The sequence below is a fragment of the Dehalococcoidales bacterium genome, from assembly GCA_028717385.1.
GTDB lineage: Bacteria > Chloroflexota > Dehalococcoidia > Dehalococcoidales > CSSed11-197 > CSSed11-197.
In genome coordinates, this window is the sequence record JAQUNW010000001.1 from 69,848 (window position 1) to 89,047 (window position 19,200).

At 42.1% G+C, this 19,200-nt stretch carries 17 protein-coding genes and 1 pseudogene; 7 read left to right on the forward strand and 11 right to left on the reverse strand.

Annotated elements, in window-relative coordinates; all coding sequences use genetic code 11:
• Window positions 1-30: 30 nt before the first annotated feature.
• Genes PHX29_00380 through PHX29_00390 form a run of 3 tightly spaced genes read left to right on the forward strand, consistent with a single transcriptional unit; the run spans window position 31 to window position 2,847 of the window.
• Window positions 31-336: a dehalogenase gene (locus PHX29_00380; GenBank protein MDD5604372.1), complete on the forward strand. Its 306-nt coding sequence runs from the start codon at window positions 31-33 to the stop codon at window positions 334-336.
• Window positions 333-1,076 carry a radical SAM protein gene (locus PHX29_00385; protein MDD5604373.1) on the forward strand — a complete coding sequence of 248 codons (744 nt, stop codon included), beginning with the start codon at window positions 333-335 and terminating at the stop codon, window positions 1,074-1,076. The genes PHX29_00380 and PHX29_00385 overlap by 4 nt, the downstream gene beginning before the upstream one ends.
• 40 nt (window positions 1,077-1,116) lie before the next feature.
• On the forward strand, window positions 1,117-2,847 hold the full coding sequence (locus PHX29_00390; protein MDD5604374.1) for an adenosylcobalamin-dependent ribonucleoside-diphosphate reductase: 1,731 nt from the start codon (window positions 1,117-1,119) through the stop codon (window positions 2,845-2,847).
• Window positions 2,848-2,904: 57 nt separating this feature from the next.
• Here PHX29_00390 and PHX29_00395 read toward each other — a convergent pair whose 3' ends face one another.
• On the reverse strand, window positions 2,905-3,882 hold the full coding sequence (locus tag PHX29_00395) for a DUF4430 domain-containing protein (protein ID MDD5604375.1): 978 nt from the start codon (window positions 3,880-3,882) through the stop codon (window positions 2,905-2,907).
• Window positions 3,873-4,952 carry a terpene cyclase/mutase family protein gene (locus PHX29_00400; GenBank protein MDD5604376.1) on the reverse strand — a complete coding sequence of 360 codons (1,080 nt, stop codon included), beginning with the start codon at window positions 4,950-4,952 and terminating at the stop codon, window positions 3,873-3,875. The genes PHX29_00395 and PHX29_00400 overlap by 10 nt, the downstream gene beginning before the upstream one ends.
• A 272-nt stretch (window positions 4,953-5,224) precedes the next feature.
• On the opposite strand from PHX29_00400, the gene PHX29_00405 reads away from it, so the two are divergent.
• Together PHX29_00405 and PHX29_00410 are read left to right on the forward strand one after the other, a co-directional pair.
• Entirely contained in the window at window positions 5,225-5,599 is a 375-nt protein-coding gene (locus PHX29_00405) for a DMT family transporter (GenBank protein MDD5604377.1), read from the forward strand.
• 183 nt (window positions 5,600-5,782) lie between these two features.
• Window positions 5,783-6,892, forward strand: coding sequence for an aminopeptidase (locus PHX29_00410; protein ID MDD5604378.1), 1,110 nt, complete (start codon window positions 5,783-5,785; stop codon window positions 6,890-6,892).
• A gap of 4 nt (window positions 6,893-6,896) precedes the next feature.
• Here the strand turns inward: PHX29_00410 and PHX29_00415 are convergent, their stop codons facing one another.
• The 6 genes and pseudogenes from PHX29_00415 to PHX29_00440 form a co-directional block, all read right to left on the reverse strand.
• Window positions 6,897-8,876: an endonuclease/exonuclease/phosphatase family protein gene (locus tag PHX29_00415; GenBank protein ID MDD5604379.1), complete on the reverse strand. Its 1,980-nt coding sequence runs from the start codon at window positions 8,874-8,876 to the stop codon at window positions 6,897-6,899.
• A gap of 58 nt (window positions 8,877-8,934) precedes the next feature.
• Window positions 8,935-9,546, reverse strand: coding sequence for a LysE family transporter (locus PHX29_00420; protein ID MDD5604380.1), 612 nt, complete (start codon window positions 9,544-9,546; stop codon window positions 8,935-8,937).
• A gap of 6 nt (window positions 9,547-9,552) precedes the next feature.
• On the reverse strand, window positions 9,553-9,933 hold the full coding sequence (locus tag PHX29_00425; protein MDD5604381.1) for an ABC transporter ATP-binding protein: 381 nt from the start codon (window positions 9,931-9,933) through the stop codon (window positions 9,553-9,555).
• A 126-nt stretch (window positions 9,934-10,059) separates the two neighbouring features.
• Window positions 10,060-10,197 carry a hypothetical protein gene (locus PHX29_00430; GenBank protein ID MDD5604382.1) on the reverse strand — a complete coding sequence of 46 codons (138 nt, stop codon included), beginning with the start codon at window positions 10,195-10,197 and terminating at the stop codon, window positions 10,060-10,062.
• A gap of 37 nt (window positions 10,198-10,234) precedes the next feature.
• A pseudogene (locus tag PHX29_00435) lies at window positions 10,235-10,804 on the reverse strand (integrase core domain-containing protein).
• Window positions 10,805-11,016: 212 nt separating this feature from the next.
• The gene (locus PHX29_00440) at window positions 11,017-12,390 is read right to left on the reverse strand and encodes a dihydrolipoyl dehydrogenase (GenBank protein ID MDD5604383.1); all 1,374 of its coding nucleotides are present in this window, start codon (window positions 12,388-12,390) and stop codon (window positions 11,017-11,019) included.
• A 205-nt stretch (window positions 12,391-12,595) separates the two neighbouring features.
• Between PHX29_00440 and PHX29_00445 the strand changes: the two genes are divergently transcribed.
• Window positions 12,596-14,287: a hypothetical protein gene (locus PHX29_00445; GenBank protein MDD5604384.1), complete on the forward strand. Its 1,692-nt coding sequence runs from the start codon at window positions 12,596-12,598 to the stop codon at window positions 14,285-14,287.
• Between the two features lie 56 nt (window positions 14,288-14,343).
• On the opposite strand, the gene PHX29_00450 is transcribed toward PHX29_00445, so the two are convergent.
• The gene (locus tag PHX29_00450) at window positions 14,344-15,522 is read right to left on the reverse strand and encodes a tubulin/FtsZ family protein (protein ID MDD5604385.1); all 1,179 of its coding nucleotides are present in this window, start codon (window positions 15,520-15,522) and stop codon (window positions 14,344-14,346) included.
• 175 nt (window positions 15,523-15,697) lie between these two features.
• On the opposite strand from PHX29_00450, the gene recN reads away from it, so the two are divergent.
• Entirely contained in the window at window positions 15,698-17,449 is a 1,752-nt protein-coding gene (gene recN / locus PHX29_00455; GenBank protein ID MDD5604386.1) for a DNA repair protein RecN, read from the forward strand.
• Between the two features lie 34 nt (window positions 17,450-17,483).
• On the opposite strand, the gene PHX29_00460 is transcribed toward recN, so the two are convergent.
• Both PHX29_00460 and dnaN read right to left on the reverse strand, forming a co-directional pair.
• Window positions 17,484-17,891: a DUF2177 family protein gene (locus PHX29_00460; protein ID MDD5604387.1), complete on the reverse strand. Its 408-nt coding sequence runs from the start codon at window positions 17,889-17,891 to the stop codon at window positions 17,484-17,486.
• Window positions 17,892-18,041: 150 nt separating this feature from the next.
• The gene (dnaN, locus tag PHX29_00465; GenBank protein ID MDD5604388.1) at window positions 18,042-19,178 is read right to left on the reverse strand and encodes a DNA polymerase III subunit beta; all 1,137 of its coding nucleotides are present in this window, start codon (window positions 19,176-19,178) and stop codon (window positions 18,042-18,044) included.
• Window positions 19,179-19,200: the final 22 nt, after the last annotated feature.

Below are 19,200 nucleotides of genomic sequence, written 5' to 3' on the forward strand. Positions count from 1 at the left end.
TCACGCCAACGTTTATAGGAGGGCAGACGAATGTTTTTATCAGGAATGCTGATAGGCATGGCAGTCCTCGGACTGGTAGTGTTCATTGTAATTAAGAGTATCCCTGTTCGCTGGTACGAATGGCTATTGGGAACGCTCGGTCTTGGATTATTGCTATTTTCATTACAAAACACGGTTTCTGCAGGCCAGGAATACTGGCCAGGCGCACCTTTAATATTCTTTTTAGTTTTTGGTATTCCAGCATTATTGATGATTGGTATTGCCATTGGATTGTCAGTTTTCAGGATCCTAAAGTCTAATCATGCAAACGCTGATAACAATATAACCGGTAAATGAAAGTCTATCACCTGGCTTATGACAAAGCAGCAGCTTCGGTAAACATCCATTTTTGGACCAAATGCAGTTTCAATTGCCGTTCTTGTTACGTACCATATAACCACCTCGACTTCGGTTTGTTTGATGATCCTTTATCTATCATGCACGGCGATAAGATAAAAAAACCTGATCAACAGTTTCTTTCTGTAATACGTGTGATGGAATTGCTGCAACCACATGTAATAAAAAGCGCAGTATTTATGGGAACAGAACCATCGCTTGACACTGAAATGCCGAAACTGGCGAAACTATTGCATATAGAGCATGGCAGTTATAACATACTTCTTACCAATGGTTATTATCTTCCAGATATATCACACATCAATGAAATAATAATTTCCATAAAAGCAATGACGCCATCAATTCACCAAAATTACACAGGTAAATCCAACCAACTTGTACTTGATAATTTTAAATCTATATATGCTTCAGGAACCAAGGTACAGGTCGAAACCGTTTTCATTCCTGGTCTGATTGAAGAAGTTGAAATTGAAAATATAGCTAATTTTATTGCCAAAACTGATGAAAATATTCCCCTCAGAATTGATGCATATTTTCCTGTCGGTAATAGCGAGTGGCCTGCCGCAGAGAATATACAAGTACAAAAAGCAGCTGAAAACGCCAGGCGCTACCTTAAAAATGTAAATTGCCTTACTCTTGATATGAAACGCATCGGGGAAAAATCCGTAAGGTTATACTGATATGCCAATTACTCAATGTGTACAAAGCAAACAACCATATATGATACCAAATGAAAATGCTCAGTACTTGCTTGAAAAATACTATCTCGACAATGCTAGTAACGAAACTCCTGAACAATTGATTCGAAGGGTAGCAAAAGTATTGGCATCTACGGAAATTAAAAACGGTGGGCACAGAGCAACTCTTTACTGGGAAGAGACCTTTTACTCGTTATTGTCCAATATGGATTTTTTACCCGGATCACCGTTTTTACTTAATGCGGGCAAAAACTCCGGGCAGCTGGCTTCCTGCCATTGCATTCCGGTTTCTTCAGAAGAAAACAATTATATGGCTTCCCTGGAAATAGCAAAAAGCGTTCAAATCAATGGCAGTGGAACTGCATTTAATTTTTCCAAACTTCCTTCTGCTAGCAACAACAACGTTAGTAAATCCGAAGCCCCGGTTATTCAACTTCTCTACAAATTTTCCCGAGTACTTGGAAGTTTTTTACAGGGTGGAATACGAATCGGTTGTAATACCGCAATTCTAAGTGCCCACCATCCGGATATCAGAGAGTTTATACAAGCTAAAACCGACAAGCAAGTTTTGAATAACTTTTATCTTACTGTCTCGTTAACTGATTTGTTTATGAATTCACTATTGAAGAAGGAAACATACCCTCTATTTGACCCAATATCCGGACAGGAAACAGGCAAAATTGCAGCAGGTGATATTTTTAACGCTATTGTTGAAGCATCATGGAATAATGGTGATCCAGGAGTAATATTTCAGGATACTATTGATGCATCTAATCCTATTCCATCGCTTGGCCAACTAGAGGCAGTCAGCGGTTGCGGTGAACAATTAATGATGGAAGGGGAGTGCTGTTTCCTGGGCAGTATAAACTTGGTAAACATGGTACACCAGAATCAATTAGAAGTAGCCGAAATTAACTGGGGCAAGCTTAAACGCACGGTATGCATAGCTTTAAGATTGCTGGATAATGCTATCGACATTTCAACTTATGCTTCTCCTGAAATCGAACACGTTACAAAACTGGGAAGAAAAGTAGGCTTGGGGATAATGGGCCTGGCAGATCTATTATATTTGCTCGATATCCCTTATAACTCAAAAAAAGCGATGGAAACGACAGAGCAAATTTTAAAATATATCAAAAAGTGCGCATATTTTTATTCTAACCACCTTGGTGACCAAAAGGGAACTTGCCCTGTATACCAAGACGGTAGCCAAAACACCAACAGAAGAAACGCTTCTATCACTACTATTGCCCCCACTGGTACGATTAGCACCATTGCTGGATGTTCTGCCGGAATTGAACCGGCCTTCAGGCTGGTTTACCTGAGAAGGTTGGCGGATGGTAAGGAGTTACTGGAGGTTAATCCCCACTTTGTCAATAATATTATTAGGGAAAAACTCAATGTCTCATTAATTCTCAGGCAATTGCTTTCAGGGAAGCCGCTCCAAGAAATAGGTGGTGTTCCGGAACACATTAAAAAAGTATTCGTTACTGCACAGGATATTTCACCAGAATGGCATTTGAATATTCAGCATTCCGCCCAAAAACATATTGATAATGCTGTTTCGAAAACTGTTAATCTTGATAATAATGCGTCCAGAGCGGAAATCCGGCAAATATATCTCAAAGCGTATAAATTGGGTTTGAAAGGAATCACCGTCTACCGGGACATGAGCAGAGAAAACCAGCCTCTGGTGTGTTCTGGGGAGGGACTTGATTTACTGAACAGATGGTTAAAAGATAAAGGCTTCTAATCAATCCCCTTACAATAAGACTGCGTGCGGGAAAAACTACGTTGTTGTAAATAATTGTTATGGTAAAGGTTGCACACCTTTCGCGTTGACAACGGCTCCTGTAAAATATTTAAAAGACTGCCAATTATACATTAATGTGTCCAGTGCGCCAGAGATCGAGTCTTTATCTGTGCCGGAAATAACCCAACAAGTGTTTTGACATGAGCCCGTACCTGTGGGGTTAAAAGGATTTTGTATTGTATAAATTAGTCCTGTTCCGGAAGTCTCTTCGTGGATACAATTTCCGTTTGAATCGTATATCTCCAGAACGTCTTTGTTGAATCTGCAAAACAACCCAAGCCGGCTCCAGTTATCATTTATTTCGCGTATGGGATCAAATAAATCTGAGCCAATAACAATCAAGTGATGCGTCTGTTTTTCGCTTATGGTTATTTGACTGGATTCGCACATAAATATTTTCTTAATACCCATAGCGATAAGAGCTTGCTGTAATTCATGCGCCTCGTTGTGCCAGCCAACCTCATACCAAATCGTTAAAGGTACATTTATGCCTCCGTATCCGTATTTTAAAGAACTGGGGAAATCGCTAATAATTGCGCTAGCCGAAGGCCGAAAACTCCAATCACGATAGTACCAATGAATGGTATCACCATCTCTTATGCGATAAGCAAGCCCTCCGGCGTTAGATAAAATTCCATTGATATATAAGAACCAGTCCTTTCTTTCAACTGGGTGTTTAAGATAACCACTTGCGATCCCTTGTATGGACGTTACAAATCCTCCACCATACGCAGTTTTAACATCAAGTTTTTGAGACAATAATTCAAGGCAGTTTGTCCCTTCTCGGACAATGACTTCATTATCAAAAATAACATTCCTACCAAAATTTTCACTGACTATGAGTTGGGCAGTTATCTGGGTACTTTGCGCTGCAGAGTTCGTTACTGGGGTTGATGAGAGTTGACCTGTGCAACCGTTAAATACAACAGCGAGTATAAATAATAAACTTACAATAGTAGATTTTTTTATTTCCATCGCCTTCTGGTATTGATGTATAGAAAAGTAATCATAGATGCTATTAGCACAGTGAGTATCAGCCATAACCACCAGCTATTGTTGCTGGTCCTTTCCACAGGATAACCACAACCTGCCAAGGCTATGATTGAATCAGCAGTAGTTTTTTCAGGCATGGCCAAATATCCCTCCGGCAAAGGAGAAGCAAACATAAAAGAACCATCTTCGCTCTGCATGCTAAGGATATATGTCACCGGATTAGCATCATCCTCACCGGTGAGTGAAGCAGTTATATCCAGAGTAGCCAGAGCACTCATAACCCAAGCAGTAGAACTGGTGTTTTCAACACCATAAGATACGTATCCTCCATTTACTCCCTGCATAGTTTCAATGGCTGCAAGCGCCTTCTGGATACGTTCATCATTCGGATTAATACCTGCTTTTATGAGCGCCATAATTGCTGCGGCAGTGTTATCCGGATCACTTTCGTAATACCACTCATTATGAGGTATTGCCCATGACCAACCATTATCGTCTCCCTGGTTTTCTAAGAGATATGAAGTAGTAGCGGTAATGATTTCATCATCAGGTGAATAACCTGCACCTATCAATGCGATTAATGCCCAAAAATCCTCGTTAATACTATCTTTTTCTCCAAATTGAGTTCCGTCATGCAATTTAACCAGGGCATCTATGAAATCCCCACCTGGTACAACATTGTTCCCTTCCCCAAATGAACGAGGTGACTGCCCTGAAGCTACTATCGCTAATACATTTCTAGCCAGATCTGCGGTTATATTGTAAGAATCCAACAGTTGGTGGTTGTTTTGTTTTAGAAAATCAATGGGTGAGGGGGAACCAAATCGGGCTGGATTCTTACCACAAGCGGCCAGAGCCATCACTGCCCATGCTGTGTCAGAATAACTGCCAATACTGCCATCGGTAGCTTGCATCTCTGATAAATATGACAAAGCCTTCTTAATTGGCTTATCTGTGCCTTTGAATGGGTACCCGCTCGAACATGAAGAAAGCACTAAAGAAATGGTTAGAATCAGACATATAGATATTAATCGTGTTTTGCGCGCGTACATATAACCCCCGTGAGACGATAAATCAACTATACTGGATATAAATCAATTTTTGTGTATTTTACGACGGAAGTATTGTACTGTCAAGTATAATAACGTAATCGATAGAGGGTTATTGCTATATTAGATTAATCCCAGTACGCATACACTTCAATTGCCAGCTCGGTTGTGATGGTTACTTCCCATCCAGCTTTTGTTGCTATTTTGCCTTTCTTTATTTTATAGAAAAAATAACCTGGGCTAGTATTCTCGGTATCTTGATAGCTTTTACAGGTATGGTTGTGATAAACATCCGCCACTTCAATACTGATAGCCCAGCTATAATCGGCAATATCATGGCACTCGTTGCTGGATTTGCAATGGGAGGGTACCTGGTGATCGGTCGTAAGCTACATAATAGAATTGATCCAGGTTTATATATTGTCATGGTTTACGGCATAAGTTCAGTGTTTCTTATATCAGGTGCTTTACTGATGGGTGATAAATTTACAGGGTTGGAATTTAAAGCCTATTTATATATGTTGGCAATTGCGATAGTTCCCCAATTTATCGGTCATTCCCGCTTTAACCTTTCGGTCAGGCACCTTTCAGCAACGGTTGTATCGGTAGCCATTTTGGGAGAACCGATGGGTGCATCTATTTTAGCATGATTGATTTTCAATGATCTTCCGGGTGTTCTTGAAATTACTGGGGGATTATTTATAATTATGGGAATTATTTTAGTTATCCATCAGTTTAACCGCTCTAAATAACTTCTTGTACAGATTGTAGTTGAAATATGTATAAGAGTATACAAGAAAAATTATGGCTAGTAACAATAAGGAGGGAAGATTATGGGGGATCCCAGAGTAGATAAACTTGCCAATATGCTGGTTAACTATTCAGTTCAAATCAAGCCGGGAGAAAAAGTAGCAATTACAGGTGATACAGCAGCTGAACCATTAATAAAAGCGGTTTACCAGCATATTTTGCAGGCTGGCGGCTTTCCATTCACTCTTTTAAATCTCAATGGTATGGACGAAATATTTTATAAGTATGCCAGCGATGATCAATTGCGGCACATTCCCCCAGCACAGGAATTACTAATAAATACATATGACGCCAGAATTGCTTGCTACGCCGAAACAAATACCCGGGCTCTTTCCAGCGTTGATCCTTCTCGCATGGCAATCTTTGATCAGGCTCGGCGCGGGTTGATGGATACAATGATGAGACGCTCTGCATCAGGCGATTACAAATGGACGTTAACTATTTTTCCAACTAATGCGTGCGCACAGGATGCAGATATGAGCCTGGAGGAGTATGAAGATTTTGTATACGGTGCTTGTATGCCGGACCAAGATGATCCGATTGGATACTGGCAACAATTTAGCGCCTGGCAAGATAAAATAATACATTGGCTCGACGGTAAAAAAGAAGTTAGGGTTTATGCGCATAATACTGATTTAAAGATAAACATAGAAGGGCGAAAATTTATTAATTGCGACGGTCGTAATAATGTTCCGGATGGAGAAGTTTTTACCGGTCCGGTAGAAAACGGCGTTGATGGTACAGTGCATTTTTCCTTCCCGGCGATTTACGATGGGCGTGAAGTCACCGGGGTGAGGCTATGGTTTGAAAAAGGAAAGGTTGTGAAAGCAACTGCTGATAAGAATGAAGAGTTCCTCATAAGCAAGCTTGATACCGACGAGGGAGCCAGAAGAGTGGGGGAATTTGCTTTTGGTACTAACGAAGGTATTACAAAATTCACCCGCCAGATTCTGTTCGATGAAAAAATTGGAGGTTCTTTTCACATGGCCTTAGGTGCGGGATACCCTGAAACAGGCAGCCTAAATAAATCAGCTATCCACTGGGATATGGTATGCGATCTACGCAACGGTGGGCAGGTTTGGGTAGACAATCAACTATTTTATCAAAATGGAAAATATGTAATTGACTTTTAAATAACTATGGCTCGATCACCGCGAAAATTGCCAGGTGATCTGAAGCGGTGCTTGGATAAATGGTTATATGGTCAGCTTCCATGCCCGGACTCATCCAGATATAGTCAATACGCTGATAGGGTGCATCAGAACGGAATGTATATGCCGGAGGAGGTTCAACAAGGGAGACAACGTCAATAAAACCGGCACTTGTAAACATTTGTATTTCCTCAGCTCCCGGAACTGCATTGAAGTCTCCCATAATAATAGTGTTTTCAGCCAGGCCGATATATTCAAGAAGCCTGCTTGCCTGAGATTGCCTCACAAGGGTATCTTCTTCAACATGATGAAAGTGGGTTGCTATTACATCAATGGATTCAAGCAAACTTAATTTTATGGTGGCGTGAATGAAGCCTCGTTCTATGGGAAGATCTTCTGATGGTAAGGAAAAGTTTTCCGCATTAGTGATTTCAAACCGGCTGAGAATAGCATTTCCCCACATAGGTCCAGCAGTTGCCCCATATACATACGGCATGTCCAGGCGAATAGAGAGCCATTCAATCATATCCACGCGGCCATTGACCAGCCAGCCTCGGCTTATTTCTTGAAGAGCAACGATATCCGGATTGAAGGCTTCGATATTTTTTGCCAATTCTTCCATGTTAAGATGACCTTTGGTGTTAAAGCCATTGTGCAGATTGTAACACATGAAGTTAATATACCCATTATAAGAAGTGTTTGCTGGAACTGGTTTTTGAAAAGTAACCATACTGGCAAAACTAAACAATAAAAGTATAACCGTAATAGCTGGGGCAAACCATAACCGGAAATCGTATTCGGGCTTAACTGTTTTTGCAAATCCTATTGGTATAACACAAGCGGTAATAATGAAAGCAGCTACCGGTTCGAAAATATGATTATCAAACGGCAACTTTATCTGATAAGTAGCATAGTAACCTAAAATGAAAGCTGCCATTATCAGTATACCAATACCAGTTGGGATTGCAGTGTTGCTGTTATATTTACTGCCTGCTTCCTTTCCGGGCGAAGTTGAATACAAGAGAATAAAGTAAATCAAAATTGAAAGCGAAATCTGACCAAGTAAGAAATAAAGCCCGGCAAGAAGACCGGTTGGAGTCGGAAATATTGTAGAAAGCAGAAGTATAAAAGCCAGTAAATATATTATAGCGCGCGTATAAGCAGGCGGATGAAAGATAAACCATGCAGCAAAAGTAATGCCAAGCAAGTGCCCCAGCATAATCCAACTGAAAACAAGCGGCGTCTCCCAACCTGTAACGGTTGTAAGCCTGGCAATATTTTGAAATATTTGCATTTGCAGGAATAAAAAAGGCCCAATTGAGATTAAAGGCCAGGTTATGGGTAAAGTTGGTCTGCCATGTTCATAATTTTGGATGTTCAATAGCAAACGTCCGTTATACAGAATCAGAAAAAGCACTGTGGTTAATAAAAGTGTAATTAACACAGACCAAAAGCCGTTGTTCCAGGCAATATCATAAGTGCCATGAACGCCATAAATAGCGCTATCCGCAGCTACTCCAAGTAATAGACCCAACGCAAACAAGGCTGGGGCTAGCTTGCCACAGTTCCTTACTCGATCAATATACAACGGGATAAACAATACGAACGAGAGAGTAGCGATGATGGCAAACACCGTATTAACCAGAGGCTCAATCCAAACTGTCTGAAGAAGCAACCGAGACAATGCTAAAATCGCGGTAATGATTATGATAGAACGTTGATATCCCAGAATACGTTTAATAAAACCTGACAAGAATATTGGGCAGAAAACTCCCAGCGCTATAATTCCCAGCAACGGAGCGCTTACAGCAAACCGATCTCCAAGTGTCCAGGTAAGGGATGACACTAATACTCTTATAGATTGAAGACCAAAAATGGCCACAATGGCGGGGAAAATCAACTCGAATATAATCGGTCTATTTAATAGCCAATTGTTGTTTTTAGTTAAAGAAGCCCGAATCTCCATATTTAGCCTTGATAATATGCCAGCCGAGCGGGGAGTGTCAATAGCACTTGATAATACTTTACATAATACTTATGATGGCGTTGGCTATAAACCAAATACCGAATCCTGCCAACACAAAGCTGAAAACTATTATCAGAATAGATTGAACCTGGCTGGACCAGAGATTATTGTAGCGGTGAAATAATACCGACGCTGTTGAATACCACAGGAAATTAGGCAGTTCAATAGCTAATATAAGCCATATCAAACCATTAATTCCGTAAGCGCTTATTTGGGATATAAGGAGTGCTCCGACCGTAGCCCACCAGATTACCATCCCGGGATTAATCAGCGCTGTTAAAAATCCGAGTCTGAATGCGCTTACCGGCAAGTCTTTACCATATTGAAAGACAGTGGACCGCCGTCGAAACAGCATCATGCCCAGAAATATCAGCATCAGTCCGCCGGCGATACCAAGTATGAGTTGAATAATAGTGGACTGCAGGAATCTTGCAAATCCAAAATATATAAGTAGTATAACCGGTACTTCGGCAACAAGTCCACCTATGGCGACCTGGAAACCTGCCCAAGGAGAGCGATAGCTTTTTGCAAGTGTAACCGCAATAACTGGCCCGGGAGTGAGAGCCGCCGCAAGAGAAATAGAAAACGCGCTAATGAGGATAGTAAGCATATTATATTATACCCGGGGATGCCAGCAAGCAACCTTTCGGTTTAACCCTCTGTCTTCAAGTATTGGCTCGTTTTCAGAGCATATGTCGGTTGCACAAGCGCAACGAGGGTGGAAACGACACCCGGTAGGTGGATTGGAAGGACTTGGCACTTCTCCCGGTAAAACAAGCCTGCCTCGTTTGTGCCTGGGGTCCGGTATGGGAGTAGAAAGAATGAGAGCCTGGGTATAAGGATGCATCGGCTCTTTAAAAAGAGCGCCGGGATTACCATATTCGACAATTTTACCCAAATACATAACAGCTATTGTATCACAAACACTCTCAGCTACTGTTAATGCGTGAGTAATGTAAAGATAGGTGAGATTGAACTTCTCCTTCAATTCCTTCAATAGTATAAGAATCTGCGCCTGTATAGAAATATCCAACGCTGATGAACGCTCGTCGAATACTATAAATTTCGGCGTTGTAGCAAGGGCTCGGGCAATTGCTATTCTTTGCCTTTGACCACCGCTGAATTAACGAGGGTAACGATTGATTTGTTTATCACACAAACCCACCAAACCTATCAGCTCAACTACTCGTTCAAGTATTGTCTGCTTGGATCCAATTTTATGAACTTGCATTGGCTCAGCAATAATATCTTTGATTTTCATACGTAGAAATTATGACCAGCCCCCAATAGGGTGCCACCTATACAGTTAGTATTTTCACCTCTGGAGCCGGTGGTTTGTATCCCTTGGCACTGTGAAGCCGGACATGATTATACTCCCAGCGCCACCGTTCGACCAGTATTTTAGCTTCTTTAAGGTTCATAAATAGCTCCCTTTTGAGCAGTTCGTCCTGCAGTTTTACGTTGAATGATTCGTTGTATCCATTCTCCCAGGGGCTAGCGGGTTCTATATAGAGCGTCTTCACTCCAAGGTCAGCCAGCCACTGCCGGACGGCCTCGGCAGTGAACTCCGATCCGTTGTCGGAGCGGATATGCTCGGGTATACCGCGCAGGATAAAGAGCTCATACAACTGCTCGATAACCTCTTTGGAGGTGATGTTTAGGCTACATACAGTGCCAGGCATTCCCGGGTGAACTCATCGATGATGGTAAGTATTCTGAAACTGTCCGCCGCCTGCGGTATGGGACTTGACGAAGTCATAGCTCCAGACATGGTCCTTGTGCTCAGGTCTTAATCTTATACATGATCCGTCACTCAGCCACAACCTGCTCCTCTTGGGCTGTTTCTTGGGCGCTTTAAGGCCTTCCCTGAGCTTGTTGATGATCTGTTCCGGCGTGTATCCCTTCTTTACCATGCTGCCCCAATGTATTTTTAAAAAAGGCTAACACAATGGGTGGATACCTTTATGGGAGGGCAGGTCAGTATCAACAATACGAATTAAAGTCAATCGTTTTTGGCTTGATATGCCTGTTTTTTTATTTACAACAAGAATTGTTGATAATTGTTTATTAACTCTTGTATTTATTGCCGAGAAAAAGCGAGAGGAATGAGTTCACTTAAGGCAGGATGTATATGAATCCCGCGAAAAATGGATGAAGCAGTACCATCTCCTGCCATCGCATTTACAACCTCCTGGATTAAAACCGGGGCTTGAGGTCCGGCAATATGGCACCCAAGAATTTCACCGCTATCCCTGTTAACCACTGTTTTTATAAAACCGTAGTTTTCCTGCATTGCTGCGCCCTTGGCGATTTCGTTATAAAAGGCTGTGCGAACTGTGATCGGGTGTATCTTTTCGGCTTCAGCCTGAGTCATTCCGACGGCAGCTACCATCGGCCGAGTAAAAACTGCTCGTGGCATTGCATGATAATCAACTGGTATTCGCAAGTCATTACCTTTCTTTGTATGGGCACAATTATGCCACGCAATTTCAGCTTCATAATTTGCAGCATGTCGAAACATCTGGATTCCGTTAGCATCTCCAATTGCGTATATACCTTTCACATTAGTAGAAAGAAATTGATTTACCCGTATAAAACCCTTCTTGTCCAGCTGAATTGATGTGTTCCTCATGTCCAGCCAATCAGTATTTGGCTTGCGCCCCATGGCAAATAGCACATGGCTTGTTTCGTATTTTTGCATGTTACCGTTAGTCATTGACACTGTATTTACCTCCCACTCAGACCCGCTTCTAATAACATTTTCCAGTTTTCTGCCGGTATGGATCTCAAGCGATTGTTTTAGAGTCTTTTCCACCAGATCGCTAACTTCCGGTTCTTCAGATGTAAGCAGTCGCTCTTCCATTTCTATCAGGATAACCCTGGAACCCACGGAAGAAAAGAAATGAGCATACTCACAGGCAATATACCCTCCCCCTATAATTACAAGTTGTTTTGGCGCCCCTTGCAGGTCGAGTAAGTTTTCATTCGTTAATATTCCTTCTTGCCCAACAAGTGTTTCATCTGGTACTACGGGACGTGTACCACAAGCAATAATTATAGTGGGAGCAGTAATTTCCTCTCCGGCTACTCTTATAGTATAATCATCGGAAAACTTGGCGGTATCTTCATATAAATCTACTCCGGATAAGCGATGCAATTGGCGATGAAGTTTATTCCGGTATCCCTTCACCGTAAAAGCAGCTCTATCGATAATACCTTTAAAGTCAACCATATTGACCGACGCACTGATTCCAAGCCGTTTAGACCGTTCAATTTCGTAAATAACATCAGCCGGATAAATAAGCATTTTGGAAGGAATACACCCCACGTTCAGGCATGTACCGCCCATGTGGCCATTTTCAATTAAGGCAGTTTTCCACCCATTGGCAGCAGCTGCTTCAACAACTAGCAATCCGCAACCAGAACCGATCACAATGATATCGTACTTTTTCATGCCCACCTCTATTTATATACGGGTTCAACCCTGTATATTAGCCTCATTTTATCCTTAACATATGCATACAAACAAGCAATTGATAGCAAGTAAGTTTACATGCTTTTGAAAATGTGGTTTGATTTAGGTGTATTGCTGTTATAGAATTAGCCAGTTTACCATCGCATAAAAAGCCTGCGAAGCTTAATTTTTTTACCGGGAGAGCATGATGGAAAAAGAAACCGAAGCACTCAGAAAAGAAATATTAGAAGCTCGTGCGATGGCCGATGCCGCAAAAGAAGAAGCTGCAGAAGCTATCAGGGTAAGCAAAGAGGCCTTATCGAGCGCTAAGAACATGATTAAACAGGCACAGAAAGATAGCGCCGAAGCAAAAAAAGCATCTGAAAATGCAGTGAGAAAAGCCGAAGAAGCTATTAGTAAAGCCGAAACTGCCAACGAAAAAGCCCTGGAGGATTTTACAAGGGCAAAAGAAAGTGCAGGAGAAGCTGAAAGCGCGTTTAAAGAAGCGGCTTTAAAAGCTGAAGAGACAATAGAAAAATCTAAAAAAGAATCCAAAGAACTTGCCAGGTCATATGAAGAAGCAATTCAGCGCATGGAAAAAATGATAAAAGAAACTCTAGCTGAAGTAAAAACTACGGTTAAGAATTCGCAAGATTCGTTAAGAAATACTGAAAAAATTGCTGAGGAAGCAAAAACAGAAATACAAACCGCAATTAGCTTCGGTGAACAAGCGATAAGTAAAGTCGAAGAACTAGACAGGATCACTAAAGAGGCTGCAGCTGAGTCAAATAGGGTATCCAGTGACGCTATTGCCAGAGCCGAAGAAGTAAGCCGTGCATCCAGAAAAGTTGCCGATGCGGCAGCTCGCATGAGTGAAGATGCCGTCAAGCGTGCCGAACGTGCTGCCTCAATTGCTCAGGAATCTGCGGCGGGTTATACCAAAAATTTCGAAAAAGCACTTAAATTAGCCAATGACAGTAGCCTGTGGGCCAAAAATACTGCAGAAGAAGCTATCAGACTTTCCAAGGATGCAATTACCCGCATTGAGGATAGTAGTATACAGGCTACTGAAAAGTCAAACGAAGCGGTTAACATAATAAAGCAGGCCACAATAAAAGTTGAAGATACCATACGATCATCCGAACTAGCAGTTGAAAAAGCCAGACAAGAATCAATTGAAGCTTCAAGTCGTGCAATTGAACTAGCTACCCAAGCAAAAACCACTGCCGACCAGGCAATGCTGAATTCTCAAAAAGCTATAGAGAAAGCCCAGTCTATCAGTAGCAGTGCCGTTGATAGCATCAACAGCTGGTCCCAGTCTTGTGAATTGCCTATCTCCCGTGCACTTGAAACCGCTGAAAAAGCAAGACGTGAATCCGCCGCGGCGCTTGAGCAATCCCAGCAATCACTTGATTATGCCCAAAGCATTTCCGAAGAAGCTGAAAGAACTGCCCAAGAAGCACTTGAAGCCGCAGAAGCAGCTATCAACGCTTCCAAGCTCGCTCTTCAGCAAGCGGTTAACATATCCCTGCCCGTTATTGAAAGAATGATTACCGGGAGCGGAGAGATCAATAAAGTTGCCAGCCAGGTATCTCAGGATTTAATAAAGAAAATAAAAAGTGCAGAAAAGAAGGCGCCAAAAAAACAGGTCGTCTTGCCCCGTATAGAACGGAAACCCGCAACCCAAATTCAAAAACCTGCCCCGGCGATCGAAGAGGAAATAATGGTGGACGAACCTTTTCTGCCGGAAGAACCCAGGATTGCAGAAGCTCCAATACTTGATGAGGTCGAAACCCAGGAAATGAAAAAGGCTCGACTGGAAGCTTTAGAGCAAATGTTCAGCGAGATAGAACAAACTGATACCACCAAACGTCAACACTGGGACGATGAAGAATAACGCCAGAACAAGTAGTTAAATAAAATGGTGGGCTATTGCCCACCATTTTTCATTCTCTAGGAAAGCAATGAAGGTATATCTTGGAAGGCGCTCGCCAGCCCTCTCTCCTGCTCTTCAACAAATCCGCGTTCACTTCTGATTTGTGACATGTAATTGATGGTCTTGGAGAAGTAACTCATAACTTTACGCGAATTAACCAATTCTGAAAGTATGATGGTTACATCCACCGAACCTTTGCCTCTGGGATAATCACCACTGCGGATAATAGCTTGTGGAGCCATTTCCCTTAGTGCGGCAGACAGGTCCTTGATAAGATCCATACTCATGACATCAGGCGGGGCGTTAATAATATATAAAGCCTTCCTGGCATCGGTAGGTTCGCATTTTAAAGATGTCTCACCCAATGCTTCGTTCATTGCCTGGGTGCCGGGCATCGACTGAGTATTTTTACTCCTGAAGTCTACCTTCTTACCGAATGGACTCTTAAATACAGTTGTTCGCGTCCTTCCGTATCCTATCACAGACCACCCTGAAAGTGTTTGGATAATGTCCCCGCCATCAACGACCTTGGAGCCAATATACTTTACATCGGTTTCTTCCCCGGCACATAGCAGGTTGTAAAATGGCTTTACTATCATATGGTTAATCTTGGCGAGATTCTGGCGTAATGATTCGTTCTTGCTTATATACCTTTGGTTGTCAACCAAGAATATGGCATCTGCCACCAAATAGGCAGACTTTAAACAAGTACCAACGTTGTAAACAGAACGCTCTTCGGTGACTTCTTCATATTTAAACGGTAATGCAATAAGATTATAGACTGGCTTCTCTGGAAAGTGTTCTTTAATCAGCTGTGTTATCACTGGTAAAGAACCGGAACCAGTTCCCCCTGCAGCGCTTCCTATTACCATAAAAGCATCGGTTTCCGGGAGGTTTTTGGTATCTCGAATTTTATCGAGAACCTTGTCTCCGTCTTCCCTGGCAATTTCCGCTCCGATTTCGTTCATTTTACCAACGCCGTGACCATGAGTCCTTTGGCTGCCAATAAGTATACGGTGATTATAATCAGCTTTTATGTGGTTAAGACCGCTAAGGTCAGCCACATCAGTATTAACAGCCAAGACGTTTGTGACAATATCAAACCCGCGTTCTGCCCTTGCCTTTTTATTTAATAGTGCAAATTCATCACTAATGCGGCCTCCAGCCTGGCCGCAGCCTACTATCAATAATTTCACTCTCTGCCTCCAATAATCGGGGTAGAATAAATTGCTTTAAGATGGTATCTTTTCTGTTAAGAAAATCATTAAAAGTTTACCGACTTGTACTTATGAAGTCAACCTTGACATATAATAATTTGAATCCGGAAAGACTTACCCATATGAAAGCATCATAATCTACCGAGGCTGAAAAGTGGAACTAAAAGAACTTAGAATCAAATCCCTGGGAATAATTGACGAGTTGGATTGGCAACCCGGGCTAGGACTTAACATAATTACCGGAGAAACCGGCGCAGGTAAGTCTTTGATAATCGAGGCGCTGGACCTCTTGTTTTTTTCTAAAGCGGACGAATCGTCTATACGTCACGGGTCAAATCAAGCAATTATTGAAGCTTATTTTTCACTAGATCATCCGACACCAGCAGCAATTTATACTCTTTTTAAAGAACGAGCTATAGAATATGATCACAATGAATTGCTGGTTGAAGCTCAAATCAGGCGGCAGGGCAGAAGCATATACAGGATAAATTCGATCGTTGTGCCCAAATCAGTCCTTGGCGAAATTGGTAAGGCGATAATTGATATGCATACGCAATCCCAGCACCTGGCTTTATTCGATCCGGCAAACCATCTAGATATTCTCGATGCCTTTGGTGATATCAAGGATACCAAAACACAGTTTGGGGCAAAACTCGCTACTCTGAACAAATTACAATCAACTAAAAAGACACTTGAAAAAGAAGCTGGTGATACCGAAAGACGTCGCGACTTCCTCGCCTATGAGATCGATGAATTGACCCACGCCGGCCTCCAAGCTGGTGAGGACGAAGCACTCGAGGTGGAATTGCATAAGCTGGCAAGTGCTGAAAAAATACGCGAACTCGGGCATAGGTTGCATCTGATTCTTACTGGTGGAGTAGATACGGATTCTTTATCAGCGATAGATTGTTGCGGGCAAGGATTAATGATAGCCCTCCAGCTTTCACAGCTGGATAACCGCTTTTCTTCGGTGGTTGAAGAAATTACAAGGATAAATACTTCTCTGGAAGATCTCGGACATGATATTGGGCGATTTATCGATGAAATAGACAATAGTGATGCTCGCCTTGAAGAGGTTGAAAACAGGCTGGAAGCATTAAAAACATTAAAAAAGAAATACAGGAAAGATATAGATGGTTTGATTACTTATTCTGAATTGGCACGTCAGGAGCTTGAAAAACTGGAGAACATCCCCATTAATCTAGAGAAGCTTGAAGCAGAGATAAGTGAAACTAAAATTGAATTGGCTAAGCTGGCAATCACGATGCACGATTCCAGGATATCCGCAGCCCGAAAATTGGAAAGCTACGTCAATAGCGAACTCTCTGATCTAGGAATGAACGGAATGAAATTCAGTGTTCTTTTCGAAAAAGAACAAGATGACATAAACGGGCTTCCGATTAGTCAGGATCGTAAGCTGGCATATAGTAAAATTGGTATCGACAGGATAGTATTTACCGCTTCCACTAATCCGGGGGAACCATTGAAACCTTTGCATGATGTTGCCTCAACCGGTGAGGCATCGCGGTTCACATTGGCAGTAAAAAACGCACTTGCGCAAACTGATTCAACACCCATTCTAATATTCGATGAAATTGATATCGGTGTTGGAGGTCGTTGCGGTGAGGTTATCGGAAAGAAGCTATGGTCTCTTGCGCGACATCACCAGGTAATCTGTATTACCCATCTGCCGCAAATAGCCGCCTTCGCTGATTCACATTATCGAGTTATTAAAGTAGCCGAAAACGAAAGGCATACCACTCAAATAGCTACATTACACTCACATGACAGTGCAACAGAACTCGCAGAAATGCTTTCCAGCAAAAATTATTCTGACGAAGCTATGCAGGCTGCAATTGATCTAGTACGTAAAGCTTCCGAATGGAAAAACAGGGAAGCAAAGTAAAATCAACTTCCAGCCTTCCTGGTTGGATGCATATCTAGATAAGCATCCGGCCAATATAATAAGCAATTACTGCAACGCTGGTTGAAATGAACATCCCCCAAATTAAATCTACCACAGTGACTATTACTGGCCATGATTTGATAGTTGCCATATTAGTAAGGTCGTAGGTTGCATAGCACACCAGGCCGAATAATGCCGCCATTAGTGCAGTCTTAAGCAGAGATCCACCTTCAATCCCAGGGATGACAACAAAAACCAAAATTCCGGCAATGAAAAGTAGATAAAAAATAAGAGCCGGAATCCAGTTTGCTTTGGCAGCCAGCAAATGCCCAAGCTGAGCGCTGTAAAAATTTTTAGAGATAACCCCGAGCCATAAAAGGTCGATCGCAAAAAATACTGCCAGAGAAGAAAAATACAGGATTACAATTTTAGCAAAACTCATTTCTATCTCCTCTATTAAAACGAAAGTTGCTATAAAAAGTATATTCTCTGGCTTTGGCTAGTTCAATATACTGAAAACTGTAAAAAATACGAAAAGGTGACTGGTAACCCTTTCGTATTTTTCGTTTACGTGTATTTAACTATTAAATAACTACCAAGAAACAAACATCGGCATCACTACATGCAGATAATTATCTGCATTAACCGGTTTAAAAACCCCCGGACTGGAAGGATTAGTGATCTCAAGTGCAGCCTGTGTTTCGCCAATGGCATCCAGAACATCCGCCAGGTACCTGTTGTTAAAAGCTATCTTTGCTTCCGGTCCTTGAACAGTGACGTCTATTTCACCTTTGTCTTCACCTAATTCCTCAGCTCGCGCTGAAACCGTCATTTTTCCCGGGATTACTTCACTGTCTCCAGGGGTAATAACCAGACGTACTATTCCGCTTCCGTCCCGGGCAAAAATAGATGCGGTCTTATTTGCCTGAGCGAATTGTTTTACATCAGCCACAACCCTGGTCCCAAAGCTCTGTGGTATAAGTTGTGAATATTGGGGGAAATTGCCCTGAATCAACTGAGAAACCAGTTCAATATCTTTAAGGCGGAATATGATTTGACTTCTTGATGGGGATAATACGATAACTATTGGCTCTTCTTGTTCGCCAGACAGCTTTAATAACTCAGAAAGTGTTCGGGAAGGAATAATCGCTGTTACCTTCTGTGACATTTTTGACTCAAGAGCCATCTTATAAACCGCCAGTCGAAATCCATCGGCTGCGGCAAGGGTAAGCGTTTCATTATCGAATTCTGCATTTACTCCAGTCAGCACCGGCCTGGAATCGTCAGTCGCTGCTGCAAAAACAACTTTCCTGATGCCTCTTTTAAATAAATCGGCATCAACTTGTGTGGTGATACCATCTTCGATGCGGGGTATTGGAGGAAAGTCTTTGGCGTCAACGCCGCTGATTTTAGCATCGAACCGCGCACACTTTATATCTAATACCTTAGAGTGAGCTGCAAGTGCCATATCAACCTTATCATTAGGCAGAGATGCTACAAACTCACTGATAGTACGAGCTGGAACAGTAATTGCCCCTTCTTCTTCAACCTTAGCACCAATCCAGCAGGATATGGCCATTTCAAGGTTGGTTGCAACTAATTTTAACCGCCCTTGATCAGTGCCAAGATAGATATTATTAGTTATCGGTAAAGTAGTGCGGGCAGCTGCTGCTCTTCCTACCAAATTCAAACCTTTATTGAGATTTTCCTGTAGGCAAGATACTTTCATTGTTCACCTCTTCACATCTGTA